Below are 12,798 nucleotides of genomic sequence, written 5' to 3' on the forward strand. Positions count from 1 at the left end.
CCAAAATCAGCCGTACGGGTGATGGCGTGGCCTATGATGATCGTGGCAGCGATGCCCACCCGGTTCGGGTGGCCACCCGGCGGTTCGCCGGTGAACAGGCACGCGTGCGCCCCAGGTCGCGGTTCGCGACCCGGGGCGCCCGCCTGTTCGGGGTCAGATGCTCCGCAGGTGCTGCGCGACCCGCTGGTGCTGCCTCTCCCTCGCCTGCTGCGCCCGCTGGGCGGGGCCGACCTCCGGGGCCGGGTCGATCCCGGCGGAGCGGGCCACCTCCGCGTCGTTGGCGTAGTCCACCGGCGGCAGCGCCCGCAACGCCCGCAGCACGTCCGGTGGTGCGCCCTCCCGTTCGGCCTGGCCTACCACGGCGTCCTTCGCCGCGGGGTAGTCCAGGCCGGACAGGTACCGCAGGACTTCGGTCCGACTGGCCATCGGGGCCTCCTCGCCGCCTCGATCCGGTCACGATCCGCGGCGGTTACCCGTCCGGTGGCCGGTCACGCGCCGACGGGCGGAAAACCCGGGCGGGCCGGGTCGGGTGCGTCGTTTCCGGGCCGTCCCGGCGGGTAACCGAGCCGCCCCATGTCGAAGGGAGCCCCGCATGAACTACGACACCTTCGTCGACCAGGTGGCCCGGCGGGTCCGTACCGACCCGGAGCGGGCGGTGGTGCTGGTCCACGCGACGCTGGCGACCCTCGCCGAACGGTTGACCGGGGGTGAGGTGCTCGACCTGGCGATGCAGCTGCCCGCGCCGTTGCGGCTGGCGCTGCGGCCCGGCCCCGGTACGGAGGCGGCCGAGCAGTTCGGCGCGGCCGAGTTCGTCGCCCGGGTGGCGCGGCGGGCGGAGGTGGACGAGCCGGCCGCCCGGGACGTGGTGCGGGTGGTCTTCGGCACCGTCCACGAGGCGGTCAGCGGTGGCGAGTTCGACGATCTGGTGACCCGGCTGCCCCGCGACTACCGCGATCTGGTGGAGCCGGCGCTCGCCCCCGGCATGGCCACCCCGCGCCGGGGCTGACCCACCGGCGTGCCCCGACGGCGGGCCGGGGCACACAGCCGTTGACCAGGGCAACCACGCCGGAACGGGAGTCCGCCCCGACTTGGCGAGTCGTCCGGACCTGGCCTAACCTGGTCGGCACGAGGGGAGTACTTCCCACGAACCATTCCGGTCAGTACGGCGTGCCCCGGGCACGCCTCGGGTGGTTGCCCACGACGAACGTGGGTGAAGGAGACCTCGAACATGGCACGGTGTTCGAGGAGGCTCCATGACCGATCTGTCGTACTTTGCTGCCGGTGGTCTGTCGTCGGTAGGCACCCCCACCCTGTGGGCGGTGACCATCGTCGGCGTACTCGTCCTGCTGGTCCTCGACTTCCTGGTCACCCGACGGCCGCACGAGGTGTCGATCCGGGAGGCGCTGGGCTGGTCGGCGTTCTACATCGCGCTGCCGTTGGCCTTCGGCGGCTGGGTCTGGTACCGCTTCGGCTCACAGCAGGGCGTCGAGTACCTCACCGGCTACCTGGTCGAGAAGTCGCTGTCGGTCGACAACCTCTTCGTGTTCATGCTGCTGCTGGCCGCCTTCGCGGTGCCCGCCGTGCTCGCCCAGCGGGTGCTGCTCTACGGCATCGCCGGGGCGCTGGTGCTGCGCGCGGTCTTCATCGCCATCGGCGCGGCGGCGTTGCAGACCCTCGACTTCGCGTTCCTGATCTTCGCCGTCATCCTCATCGCCACCGCCGTCAAGCTGCTGCGCGACGCCCTCTCCGGGCACGAGCAGGAGATCGACATCAACAGGATGCGGTCGGTGCGGCTGCTGCGCCGGTTCATGCCGGTGGTCGACGAGTACCACGGCACCCGGATGACGATCCGGCAGCACGGCCGGCGGGCGCTCACCCTGTTCGCCCTGGTGGTGGTCGCGGTGCTCGCCACCGACATCGTCTTCGCGGTCGACTCGGTGCCCGCCGTCTACGGCATCACCGAGGACCCCTACCTGGTCTTCGCCACCAACGCCTTCGCGCTGCTCGGGCTGCGGGCCCTCTACTTCGTGCTGCACGCCGCGCTGAGCCGCCTGGTGCACCTCAGCTACGGCCTGGCGGTCATCCTGGCCTTCATCGGCGTCAAGCTCGGCCTGCACTGGGCGCACGGCAGCTGGCCGGGCGTGCCGGAGATCCCCACGCTGGCCTCGCTCGGGGTCATCATCGGCGTCCTGGTCGTGGTCACCCTCACCAGCCTGCGGGCCACCCGCGACCGCGAACCCGGCGAGGCCGAGGTCGTCGTCGACAAGCACTGACCGTCGCGACCGGCGGCTGCCCGCGACGGGTCCGCCGCCGGTCGTGGGCCGGTCCGCCGGAACCCTCCCGCCCACGCCCGCCGGATGGTACGACTGACGGGTGGGCATCGTGTCACCGGGCTTCCAGGGCCGCCGCCGGACGACCGACCCGGCCCTGCCGCCGGGGCAGTACCTGACCGAGGACTTCCCGGTGCTGTCCGCCGGGCCGACCCCCCGGGTCCCGCTGGACCGGTGGGAGTTCGTCCTCACCACCGAGACCGGCGACGAGGTCCGCTGGTCCTGGGCGGAGCTGATGGAGCTGCCCCAGGAGACCCCCACGGTGGACATCCACTGCGTCACCCGGTGGTCGAAGTTCGGCACCAGCTGGCAGGGCGTCTCACTGGACGTGCTGCTCGACGGCGTGGACACCGCCGCCGACTACGCCCAGGCCCACTCGTACGGCGGCTACACCACCAACCTGCCGCTGGACGACCTGCGCGACGGGCGGGCCTGGGTGGTGCACGGTTACGACGGCGAACCGCTGCCCGCCGAACACGGCGGCCCGGCCCGGCTGCTGGTGCCGCACCTCTACTTCTGGAAATCCGCCAAGTGGGTACGCGGCCTGCGGCTGACCGTCGAGGACGAACCGGGTTTCTGGGAGACCGCCGGCTACCACGACTACGGCGACCCGTGGCGCGAGCAGCGCTACCAGGGCGACTGAGGTGACCGCAGCCGGTGGCCGGCTGGCGAGGCCGCTGGGCTGGCGGGTGGCCCGGCTGGCGCAGCGCCACGTCGAGACGCCCACCGCGCAGACCCTCGTGCTGTCGGTGCCCGGCTGGCCGGGGCACCTGCCGGGCCAGCACGTCGACGTCCGGCTCACCGCCCCCGACGGCTACCAGGCGGCCCGGTCGTACTCGTTGGCCGGGCCGGCCGACGGCGAGCGGATCGCGCTGACCGTGCAGCGGGTGCCCGACGGCGAGGTGTCGCCGTACCTGACCGACACCTGGGCCGAGGGCGACCCGGTGGAGGTCCGGGGCCCGGTCGGCGGCTGGTTCGTCTGGCGGCCCGAGCAGACCCCGCCGGTGCTGCTGGTCGCCGGTGGCTCCGGGGTGGTGCCGCTGATGGCGATGGTGCGGGCCCGCCGGGCCGCCGGCAACCGCGCGCCGTTCCGGCTGATCTACTCGGTACGCACCCCGGCGGACGTGATCTACGCCGACGAACTGCGCACCCGGGCGCGCGACGACCTCGGTCTGGACGTCACCTACGTCTACACCCGCGAGGCCCCCGACGGATGGCGGGGCGAACCGCACCGGATCGGCCTGGCCGACGTGAACACCCACGGCTGGCCGGCGGACCTGGAGCCGCTCTGCTACGTCTGCGGCCCGACCGGCTTCGTGGAGACCGTCGCGGACCTGCTGGTGGGGCTGGGCCACCCGACCCGCCGGGTCCGCACCGAACGGTTCGGGCCCACCGGCTGACCGGCGAGGAGAACCGATGACCGAGATGTCCTACCTGGACGGCAACATGCTCGACGGGCCGCTGCGCGAGCTGCTCGCCGTGGACCTGAGCGCGGCGACCGGGCGGTGCGCGTCCTGCGGCATGGTCGGGCCGATGGCCGGCCTGCGCGTCTACGCCCACGCCCCCGGGCTGGTGGGTCGCTGCCCGGCCTGCGCCGAGGTGATGCTCCGGCTGGTCCGGGCCCCCGACCGGGCCTGGCTGGACCTGCGCGGCGCCACCTACCTCCAGGTGCCGATGCCGGCGACCACGCCGCCGTTCCTGCGCTGATCAGCGCGGTGCGGCGGCGACCGACGCCCGGCGCACCAGCGGGCACGGCAGGGCGACGTGCCGGGCCACCCGACGGCGGGCGCCCTTCGGCCGGTCGAGCAGCTCCACCATGGTCTCGACCGCCCACGCGCCCATCCCGTGGTGCGGCAACGCCACGCTGGTCAGGGCGGGGAACAGGCCGGCGGCGATGACCTCCTGGTTGGCGCAGCCGACCACCGAGAGTTCCTGCGGAACCCGCAGGCCGAGTTCGGCCGCCGCCCGGTAGACGCCCATCGCCATCGCGTCGGTGAAACAGAACAGCGCCGTCGGCCGGTCGGCCGCGTCGAGCAGGGCGCGGGCCGCCCGGTGGCCCCCTGCGGGGTCGCCGACGTCGGCGTACACCAGCTCCGGCCGGTACGGCACCCCGGCCGCCCACAGCGCCTCCCGGTAGCCGAGCAGCCGGCCCCGGGCGGCGGGGATGTCGTCGACGGTGGTGACGAAACCGATCCGCCGGTGCCCGTGGGCCAGCAGCTCCCGCACCGCCGTGGCAGCGCCACCGCGCTCGTCCGGCACCACCGAGGGGAGCGTGGCGTCGGCACTGCGGGCGTTGAGCAGCACCACAGGCATCGGGCGCAGCTCGTCGGGGACCCGCACCACCCGGTGCTCCATGGTCGCGTAGAGCACACCGTCGACCCGGTGCCGGGCCAGGGCGCGGATCTCCCGCCGTTCGACCTCGGGGTCACGGCCGGTGGTGAGCAGCAGCACCCACCCGCGTGCCGACGCGGTCTCCTGCGCGCCGAGGACGAGCCGCCCGGCCTGACCGGTGGCGGCGACGACGTCACCGAGCAGCCCCAGGGCGTACGACCGTTGCAGCCGCAGCCCCCGGGCCAGCCCGTTCGCCGCGTAGCCGAGCTGGTGGGCCACCGTCTCGACCCGTTCCCGGGTCTGGGCGCTGACCCGGGTGCCGGACTTGTTGTTCAGCACGTGGGACACGGTGGTCACCGAGACACCTGCGGCGGCCGCGACGTCCCGGATGCTCGCCTTCGGTCCCATCGGTCCACCTTCGTGTCGCTCGTGGCTCGGCCGTCGGGCACGACGTCCGACAACGCTAGCCGAACGGACCCGCCGGTGGAGAGCCCCAGGGGCCCCGCCCACGGGATGGTCGCCCGGCGGTGCCGCCCGGCTCAGATCCGTGAGGTGAAGGCGACAAGCACCTGGTACGGCGCGGGAGTGCCGGTGTTGTCGAAGCAGATCACGTCCACCGGGGCGTCCACCGCGTACGACCACGGCTGGGTCAGGTTGCAGTAGTTCGGACCGGTGCCCTGCGCGGTGACCTGGGCGTGCGTCTCCTTCTGCCCGAGCTGCATGAAGGTGACCAGGTAGCGGCCGGCCGGCGCGAGCGGCGCGATGGTGTTGACGCCGACCCCGAGCTGGGAGTTGTCGTTGGTGGGGCCGCCCGCCGCGCTGGCCAGGTGACCGAAGAACGTCGGTGGTGCCAGCGACCCGACCACCGACCGTCCCCGGTGGTAGGAGAGGGTGAAGTCGGTGTCGACCGGCGCGCCGGCCTGGTCGAAGCAGAACACGTAGACCAGCACGTCGGTGCCGGAGGCGCCCCAGCGGGCGACGGTGCACCGGCGCGGACCGGCGTTCGGCTGGATCGCGGTGGCCTGCACGTTGCCGGCCAGGACCCCGGCCAGCCCGACCCCGGGCAGCTTCACCGACCACTGCCCGACCCCGAGCGGGGCCAGTGCGGCGGGGGCCCCGGTCGATACGTACGACTGGACCAGGCCGCTGACCCCGCCCTGGACGTAGGCGTGGGCGGTGCCGGCCGGCAGCACCCCGGAGCTGGCGGTCCACAGCACCGTGAACCGGCTGTCGTCGCGGGTGCCGCCGGGGGCGAAGCACTGCACGTCGACGATCTCGTCGGCGCCCGACTGGAACCAGCGCACCACCGTGCAGTAGTGTCCGGCGCGGTCGACCGGGGTCACGTGCGGCACCCCGCGCGCACCGGCGCCGATCTGCGGGAAGCGCACCTGGAACCGGCCCGGGGCGAGCTTGACGCCGTCGGCCCAGGCGGCCGGGAAGGCGGTCTTCCAGGTGCCCCACTGCCGGCTGGTGTCCAGCACGGTCCAGCTGGTGACGCGGGGTTGTCGACGTAGGCGAAACCCCAGCGGTCCGCGGTGGCCGCCGCGGCGGGTGCGGTCGGCGCGAGCCCCACGGCCGCCACCAGGGCGGCCAGTGCGACGGCGACGACACGGCGAACTCTCATCTCTCCTCCGATCGGTGGTGGTCGAACGGAACTCAGCGTGAGCGGAAGGCACGCCCAAAGCAACGGTCTCGTCTACTCGGTGTGACGACAGTCGGGAGCCCGTCACTGATGTATCAAATGGCCCACGACGGCCTCGCCCCACCGCGGGAGTCCCTACGGGCGGCGGGGAGGTGACCCCCGCGTCATCCGCCGCCCCGCTCCGGCGCGACCCTGCCGGGGCGATCCGACACGTTTGTCGTGCTGACCGCCGGGAAGGGAACGGACATGACGAAACCTCGGGTGGTGATCGTGGGCGCCGGTTTCGCCGGTTACCACGCGGCGAAGACGTTGCGTCGGCTGGCCGGCGGACGGGCCGAGATCGTGCTGCTGAACTCGACCGACTACTTCCTCTACCTGCCGCTGTTGCCCGAGGTGGCCGCCGGGGTGGTCGAACCCACCCGGATCTCGGTCCCGCTGACCGGCACCCTGCCCGGCGTCCGGGTGGTCGTCGGCGAGGCCGACCGGGTCGACCTGCGCCACCGCTGGGTCGGTTTCACCAACCCGGAGGGGGAGCGGGGGCAGCTCGCCTACGACCGGCTGGTGCTCTGCGTCGGCAGCGTCAACAAGCTGCTGCCCATCCCCGGTGTGACCGAGTACGCCCACGGGTTCCGGGGCCTGCCCGAGGCGGTCTACCTGCACGACCACGTGGTCCGCCAGATCGAGCTGGCCGAGCAGGCGCAGGACCCGGCCGAGCAGCGGGCCCGCGCCACCTTCGTGGTGGTGGGTGCGGGCTACACCGGCACCGAGGTCGCCGCGCACGGGCAACTCTTCACCGACGCGCTGCACGCGCAACGCCCCCGGTTGACGGTCCGGCCCCGGTGGATGCTGCTGGACGTCGCCCCCCGGGTGCTGCCGGAACTGGACGAGCGGATGTCGCAGACCGCCGACCGGGTGCTGCGCCGCCGGGGGGTCGACGTCCGGATGGGCACCTCGGTCGCCGAGGCCACCGCCGACGGGGTGCACCTCACCGACGGCGAGTACGTCCCGACCTGCACGCTGGCCTGGTGCGTCGGGGTCCGCCCGGACCCGTTCGTGGCCGAGTTGGGCCTGCGTACCGAGAAGGGCCGGCTGGTGGTCGACGAGTATCTCAACGTCCCCGGTTTCCCCGAGGTGTACGCGTGCGGCGACGCCGCCGCCGTGCCGGACCTGACCCACCCCGGGCAGGTCTGCACGATGACCGCCCAGCACGCGCAACGGCAGGGCAAGCTCGCCGCGCACAACATCGCCGCCTCCTACGGGCACGGCAGGCGTCGCCCGTACAAGCACCACGACCTGGGCTGGGTGGTCGACCTGGGCGGCAGGGACGCGGCGGCGAACCCGCTGAAGCTGTCGCTGTCGGGGCTGGCCGCCAAGGCGGTCACCCGGGGCTACCACCTGCTGGCGATGCCCGGTAACCGGGCGCGGGTGAGCGCCGACTGGGTGCTCGACGCCGCGCTGCCCCGCCCGGCGACGCAGCTCGGTCTGGTGCCGGCCCACGCAGTGCCGCTGGAGAGTTCCTCGCCCGAGGTTCCGGTGCGTACCCGCTGAGCCGCTGGGGCCGTCCGGACACGGGACGCCTGCGTGCCTCGGCGACGACCTCGGCCCCGCTTCACTCCGGCGGGGTGAGGGGTGCTCACCCGGGTGGGTCGGAGTATCGGGACGACCGGAGTTCTTCCGAGGCACGCGGAAGGGTAGGTCGTCATGAAGAGGATCGTGGAGATCGTCCCGGCCCGTCCCGGCTGGTACTCCCGCTGGCAGGTCGGCCCCGAGGTGACCCGGTGCTACCCGGTGAGCCTCTGGGCGCTGGTGGAGGAGGCCGACGGCTCGGGCCGCGAGGTGGTGGGGATGGACTGTGCCGGGCAGTGGCCCGGCGCGGAGGACAACGAGTCGGGTGGGGGATTCGTCCGGTACCTGTTCCAGCTGCCCGATTCCGGTCCTCCGGAGGACGTCGAACCCCCGTCGTCCGCCGTGCCCCGGTCTACCGGGCCACGTCGGCAACCGGCCGTCGAGGCCCGGGAGGCCGTCGTCGGCGCGTGACGGTGACCCGCCCAGACCCTCCTCCCGGCCCCCGGCCCCTGGTCCCAGGGTCGGGGGCCACCCCGGCCGGACGCCTCAGCCCACCTCGCGGACGTCGTCGACGGCTCCGGCCGGCTCTTCCTCCACCGCCAGTAACTCGGCCAGGCCGGTGCGGTCGAGCAGCTGCTGGAGCCGGGCGCTGACCCCGGTCAACCGGACCGGACCGGACCCGCGCCGGCTGAGCACCACGAACGCGCTCAGCCCCGACGAGTCGCACAGGCCGACCCCGCCGAGGTCGATGATCAGTGCGCCGTGGCCGTCCGCGCGGACCTCGGCCGCCGCGTCGATCAGCTCTGGCGCGGTGTCGAAGTCGAGGTCGCCGGTGAGCCGCAGCCGGGCGGTGCCGGCGTCGAGCCGGGTCACCTCGATGGTCAACAGCTGCGGACTCATGCCCCCATGTTCCCAGCAACAGGTGATCGGGAAACGCCGGGGTTCGGCCGACGGGTTTCCCGCACGCCCGGTCCGGGTGGTCCGCGCGTTACGGTGACCGGATTCAGGCGGACGCGGCCGGGCGCTGCGGCGCGGGGGTGGACTGCTGCGGCACCTGACGGGCCAGCAGGCCGGTGACCCCGGTCATGTCCAGGATGGTGGTCAGGAAACGGGGGACGGCCCGCAGCCGGACCAGCGTCCCGACCCGTTGCCCCTCCCGCCAGGCGTGCACGATGACCGACAGGCCGGTGCTGTCGATGAAGGTCAGCCCGGAGAAGTCGAAGACGATCACCGCAGGGTGCTCCACCAGCACCCGGTCGACCTCCACCCGCAACGGGCGGGAGGTGGCGTAGGCCAGTTCGCCACCGACCGACAGGACGGGCGCTCCGGGGTCGGAGCGGTCCACCGACATGGTCAACGGGGCAGCCTCTGGCTTCCTTCCAGGGGGCACCACAGCACGCCTTTCCGCGAGGGCCGACGGTCGGGCCGGACTAGGCCGGATCGTAACAACCTGCCGGTGCGCCCGCAGGGGTGCGCATCCGCGTGGAGGACGCCGTGCGGTGGCGGTGTCCGCGTTCCGGCGTAGGCTGAGCGGAACAGATTGGAACATACGGCCTACATCCGGGATGTGCCGGATGACGACAAGGGGAGTGGGGCTCAGCTGGTGAGTGCTGCCGACGTCAGGGGCTTCGACCCGGGCGACGGACGGATCTCCACGCCGAGTGCCGGTCGGGCTGCGGCGCGGTCCGCCGGCCCGTCCACCGGGCTGCCGCCGTCGGCCCCCGACCGGCTCGGCCCCGACCCCGCCCGGCCCCACCCGGACCGCGTCGACCCGGCCTGGTCCGAGGTCGTCGAACACTTCCGGGAGGGCCTGGTCGTCTGCGACGCCGACGGGCTGGTCCGGCACGTCAGTCCGGTCGCCGAGCGGCTGCTGCCCGAGGTGTCGCCCGGCCGCACCCTGGCCGCCGCCGGTCTCACCGTGCTGACCACGGCCGCCGCCGAGCCCGACGGGTTCGGTCACCACGGCCGACGGCTGCGCATCCGCCGGGTGCCGCTGTCCGGGTCCCGCAGCTGTCTGTACGTCGAGGACGTCACCGAGAGCGTCTCCCGGGCCGACGCGCTGCTCGCCGAACGGGCCCGGTCGGCCTTCCTCGCCGTGGTCGGCGAGAAGCTGGGCAATCCGCTGCACCCGGACCGGGCCGCCGCCGCCGTGGTCCGGCTCACCGTGCCCACCCTGGCCGAGGTGGCGGTGCTGGTGCCGGCCCCCCGCTCCGGGCGGGCCCGGTGGTGGCGGGCGGCCCGGGCCGACGACGAGTCGCCCACGGTGGACAGCGGCGTGCTGCCCGCCGCCGCGCTGCCCCCGGCGATTGTCGAAGGGCTGTCCGGTGTGGAGCCGCACACGGTGGACTGGCTGGTCGACCAGGCGGTCGAGGCCGGTTGGCTGCCGGGGCTGAGCGCCCGCGAGGTGACCGTCCGGGTGGTCCCGCTGCCCGGCCGGGACGCCCCGGCGGGAGTGCTGCTGGTGGCCCGGCGTACCCGCTGGTACGACGACGCCGACGTGGACCTGGTCCGGGCCTTCGCCGCGCGGGCCGGCGCGGCGCTCACCACCGCGGTCCTCTACCGCAACCAGGCCGAGGTGGCCGACACCCTCCAGGCCAGCCTGGTGCCTGTGGAACCGGCAGGCGTGGCCGGGGTGCAGTGGGGCACGGCGTACCGACCCTCCCAGGCGAGCCTGCGCATCGGTGGCGACTTCTACGGCGCGCACCAGCTGGCCGACGGCGGCGCGGTGTTCTTCCTCGGTGACGTCTCCGGCAAGGGGGTGGAGGCGGCGGTCTTCACCGGCCAGCTCCGCCAGTGCCTCCAGGCGCTCTACCGGGTCGAGTCGCGGCCCGGCCGGTTGCTGAAGCTGCTCAACGACGCCCTGCTGGAGACCACCCAGGCGCACGGGCAGGGCCGTTTCGCCACGATGGTGCTCGGGGTGGTGCGCCCGCACCGCGACGGCGGCCTGTCGCTGACCCTGGCCGGTGGCGGGCACCTGCCGCCGCTGGTGCTGCGCCACGGCGGCGAGGTGGAGACGGTGCCGCTGAGCGGCATGCTGATCGGGGTGGTGCCCGACCCCCGCGTCGGCGAGGTCACCGTCCGGCTGGCCGTGGGGGAGACCTGCCTGCTCTACAGCGACGGGGTGACCGAGGCCCGGGGCGGTCGGCGCGGCGACGAACAGTTCGGCCAGGACCGCCTGGTCCACGCCGTCACCGGCTGCCACCGGATGCCCGCTCCGGCGCTCGCCGAGCGGGTCGAGCAGGTCACCTGCGACTGGCTGGCGCACGGCGACCACGACGACATCGCGGTGCTCGCCCTGCGGGCCACCGGACCGGGCGGCCGTCCCCGGCGGCACCTGCACTCCGTGCCGGCCGTGCCAGACCCGGCCGAGGAGAGGACGCCCCGGCCGTGACCGTCCCTGCCGACCCGTACCGGGCCTTCGGCGACTTCCTCGCCTGTCTGGAGGAGGCGGACGAGTACGGCGCGATCGAGGTGGTCACCGGGTTGCTCGACGCCGGCGTCCCGGCGGAGCGGGTACTGCTCGATCTCGTCGCCCCGGCGCAGACCGAGGTGGGCGAGCGGTGGGCCCGTAACGAGTGGAGCGTGGCGCAGGAGCACGCCGCGACGCACATCAGCGAGCGGGCGGTGGCGGCGGTCGCCGGGTACGCCGACCCCCGGCCGACCCGGGGGCGGATCGTGGTGGCCTGTATGGACGGTGAGTGGCACGCCCTGCCGCCCCGGCTGGTCGCCGAGGTGCTGCGGCTGCGTGGCTGGCAGGTGACCTTCCTGGGCGCGAGTGTGCCGGCCGCCCACCTGGTGTCGTACCTGCACCGGCACGACGCGCACGCGGTCGCGTTGGCCTGCGCCCTGCCGATGCGGTTGCCGCAGGCGCACCGGATGATCGAGGCGTGCCGGCGTTCGGACGTACCGGTGGTGGTCGGTGGTCGTGGGTTCGGCGCGGACGGCCGGTGGGCCCGGCTGCTCGGGGTCGCCTGGGCCCCGGACGCCCCGGGCGCGGCCGATCTGGTCGCCGACGAGCGGGCCCTGCGCCGGGTGTCCCCGGCGGACCTGTCCCACCTCGCCGACGACGAGTACGCCAGCCTGGTGAAGCGGCGCGGCGAGCTGATCGACTCGGCGGTGGCGGACCTGCGGGCCCGGGTGCCGTCGGTCGGGGGCTACACCCCGGCGCAGTGGGACGCGACGACGGGCGACCTGGGGTACATCGTGGACTTCCTGGCCGCCGCCGTCTACGTCGACGACGCGGAGCTGTTCATCGACTTCGTGACGTGGCTGGTGGCGATCCTGACCAGCCGGGGGGTGCCGGCCGGGTCGGTCGCCTCCACCCTGGGTCACTACGCGCGCGTCCTGCGTGACTTCCCCCGGGCGGGGCGGTTCCTGGCGCTCGGCGCGGCGGCGACTGTCGCGTCCGACGGGGTACGGCACTGACGCGCCTTGCGGGCCCCGGGGGGAGCGCTGCGTATACTTGCTGCACTGCAAGGGTCTACCTGCGGTGGGAGCGAGAGGGACGACGTTGACCTTCACCGTGACGCACGCCGGGCGGGACGGTGGCGGCGTGTGTCTGCGGCTCGCCGGCGAGCTGGATCTCAGCTCGGCCGGGGCACTCAACACCGAGATCGACCGGCTCGCCGCGGGCGGCGAGCGGCACCTGCTGCTCGACCTCACCGAACTGACCTTCTGTGACTCCACCGGCATCGCCGCCTTCGTCCGCGGCGACAACCTCGCCGCCGAGCAGGGTGGCTGGCTGCGGCTGTGCGGGGCGACCGGCCGGGTGGACCGGGTCCTTCAGATCACCGGCCTGGCCGACGTGCTGCGCTATCAGCCCGACACCGCCGACCCGCGGTCGCCGTCCGCCCGGTGATGGGCTAAATTTCCCCGCCAGCGGGTGACCGCGCAGTTCCCGCTCGGCGGGTGACCGCGTTCGGTCAGGCC

General features: G+C 73.9%; 15 protein-coding genes. 10 read left to right on the forward strand and 5 right to left on the reverse strand.

The window, feature by feature from the left end; all coding sequences use genetic code 11:
* Window positions 1-153: 153 nt before the first annotated feature.
* The gene (locus tag Q2K16_RS02490; RefSeq protein WP_302743330.1) at window positions 154-426 is read right to left on the reverse strand and encodes a DUF2795 domain-containing protein; all 273 of its coding nucleotides are present in this window, start codon (window positions 424-426) and stop codon (window positions 154-156) included.
* A 166-nt stretch (window positions 427-592) separates the two neighbouring features.
* Here Q2K16_RS02490 and Q2K16_RS02495 point away from each other — a divergent pair, with 166 nt between their 5' ends.
* From Q2K16_RS02495 to Q2K16_RS02515, 5 genes are all read left to right on the forward strand, one after another.
* Window positions 593-1,006 (forward strand): DUF2267 domain-containing protein, encoded by a 414-nt coding sequence (locus tag Q2K16_RS02495; protein WP_302743331.1) that lies wholly within the window; start codon window positions 593-595, stop codon window positions 1,004-1,006.
* Between the two features lie 247 nt (window positions 1,007-1,253).
* Window positions 1,254-2,273, forward strand: coding sequence for a TerC/Alx family metal homeostasis membrane protein (locus tag Q2K16_RS02500; RefSeq protein WP_302743332.1), 1,020 nt, complete (start codon window positions 1,254-1,256; stop codon window positions 2,271-2,273).
* Window positions 2,274-2,382: 109 nt separating this feature from the next.
* Window positions 2,383-2,973, forward strand: a complete 591-nt coding sequence (locus Q2K16_RS02505) for a sulfite oxidase-like oxidoreductase (protein WP_489671894.1) — start codon at window positions 2,383-2,385, stop codon at window positions 2,971-2,973.
* 1 nt (window position 2,974) lies between these two features.
* Window positions 2,975-3,730 (forward strand): ferredoxin reductase, encoded by a 756-nt coding sequence (locus Q2K16_RS02510; protein ID WP_302743334.1) that lies wholly within the window; start codon window positions 2,975-2,977, stop codon window positions 3,728-3,730.
* 16 nt (window positions 3,731-3,746) lie between these two features.
* Window positions 3,747-4,037, forward strand: coding sequence for a DUF6510 family protein (locus Q2K16_RS02515; RefSeq protein WP_302743335.1), 291 nt, complete (start codon window positions 3,747-3,749; stop codon window positions 4,035-4,037).
* Here Q2K16_RS02515 and Q2K16_RS02520 read toward each other — a convergent pair whose 3' ends face one another.
* Window positions 4,038-5,069, reverse strand: coding sequence for a LacI family DNA-binding transcriptional regulator (locus Q2K16_RS02520; protein ID WP_302743336.1), 1,032 nt, complete (start codon window positions 5,067-5,069; stop codon window positions 4,038-4,040).
* Window positions 5,070-5,200: 131 nt separating this feature from the next.
* On the reverse strand, window positions 5,201-6,142 hold the full coding sequence (locus Q2K16_RS02525) for a hypothetical protein (RefSeq protein ID WP_302743337.1): 942 nt from the start codon (window positions 6,140-6,142) through the stop codon (window positions 5,201-5,203).
* A gap of 407 nt (window positions 6,143-6,549) precedes the next feature.
* Between Q2K16_RS02525 and Q2K16_RS02530 the strand changes: the two genes are divergently transcribed.
* Both Q2K16_RS02530 and Q2K16_RS02535 read left to right on the forward strand, forming a co-directional pair.
* Window positions 6,550-7,851 (forward strand): NAD(P)/FAD-dependent oxidoreductase, encoded by a 1,302-nt coding sequence (locus Q2K16_RS02530; RefSeq protein ID WP_302743338.1) that lies wholly within the window; start codon window positions 6,550-6,552, stop codon window positions 7,849-7,851.
* A gap of 153 nt (window positions 7,852-8,004) precedes the next feature.
* Window positions 8,005-8,340 (forward strand): hypothetical protein, encoded by a 336-nt coding sequence (locus Q2K16_RS02535; RefSeq protein ID WP_302743339.1) that lies wholly within the window; start codon window positions 8,005-8,007, stop codon window positions 8,338-8,340.
* Window positions 8,341-8,415: 75 nt separating this feature from the next.
* On the opposite strand, the gene Q2K16_RS02540 is transcribed toward Q2K16_RS02535, so the two are convergent.
* Together Q2K16_RS02540 and Q2K16_RS02545 are read right to left on the reverse strand one after the other, a co-directional pair.
* The gene (locus Q2K16_RS02540; RefSeq protein WP_302743340.1) at window positions 8,416-8,769 is read right to left on the reverse strand and encodes an STAS domain-containing protein; all 354 of its coding nucleotides are present in this window, start codon (window positions 8,767-8,769) and stop codon (window positions 8,416-8,418) included.
* A gap of 103 nt (window positions 8,770-8,872) precedes the next feature.
* Entirely contained in the window at window positions 8,873-9,220 is a 348-nt protein-coding gene (locus Q2K16_RS02545) for an STAS domain-containing protein (protein ID WP_302746345.1), read from the reverse strand.
* Window positions 9,221-9,472: 252 nt separating this feature from the next.
* On the opposite strand from Q2K16_RS02545, the gene Q2K16_RS02550 reads away from it, so the two are divergent.
* The 3 genes from Q2K16_RS02550 (at window position 9,473) to Q2K16_RS02560 (ending at window position 12,727) form a co-directional block, all read left to right on the forward strand.
* A complete protein-coding gene (locus tag Q2K16_RS02550; RefSeq protein ID WP_302743341.1) occupies window positions 9,473-11,260 on the forward strand; it encodes a PP2C family protein-serine/threonine phosphatase in 1,788 nt (595 codons plus the stop codon).
* The gene (locus Q2K16_RS02555; protein ID WP_302743342.1) at window positions 11,257-12,294 is read left to right on the forward strand and encodes a cobalamin B12-binding domain-containing protein; all 1,038 of its coding nucleotides are present in this window, start codon (window positions 11,257-11,259) and stop codon (window positions 12,292-12,294) included. Before Q2K16_RS02550 ends, Q2K16_RS02555 begins: the two co-directional genes overlap by 4 nt.
* Before the next feature lie 85 nt (window positions 12,295-12,379).
* Window positions 12,380-12,727, forward strand: coding sequence for an STAS domain-containing protein (locus Q2K16_RS02560; protein WP_302743343.1), 348 nt, complete (start codon window positions 12,380-12,382; stop codon window positions 12,725-12,727).
* Window positions 12,728-12,798: the final 71 nt, after the last annotated feature.

Origin of the sequence: Micromonospora cynarisoli (assembly GCF_030518815.1) — a bacterium.
In the GTDB taxonomy this organism is placed as follows: domain Bacteria; phylum Actinomycetota; class Actinomycetes; order Mycobacteriales; family Micromonosporaceae; genus Micromonospora; species Micromonospora wenchangensis.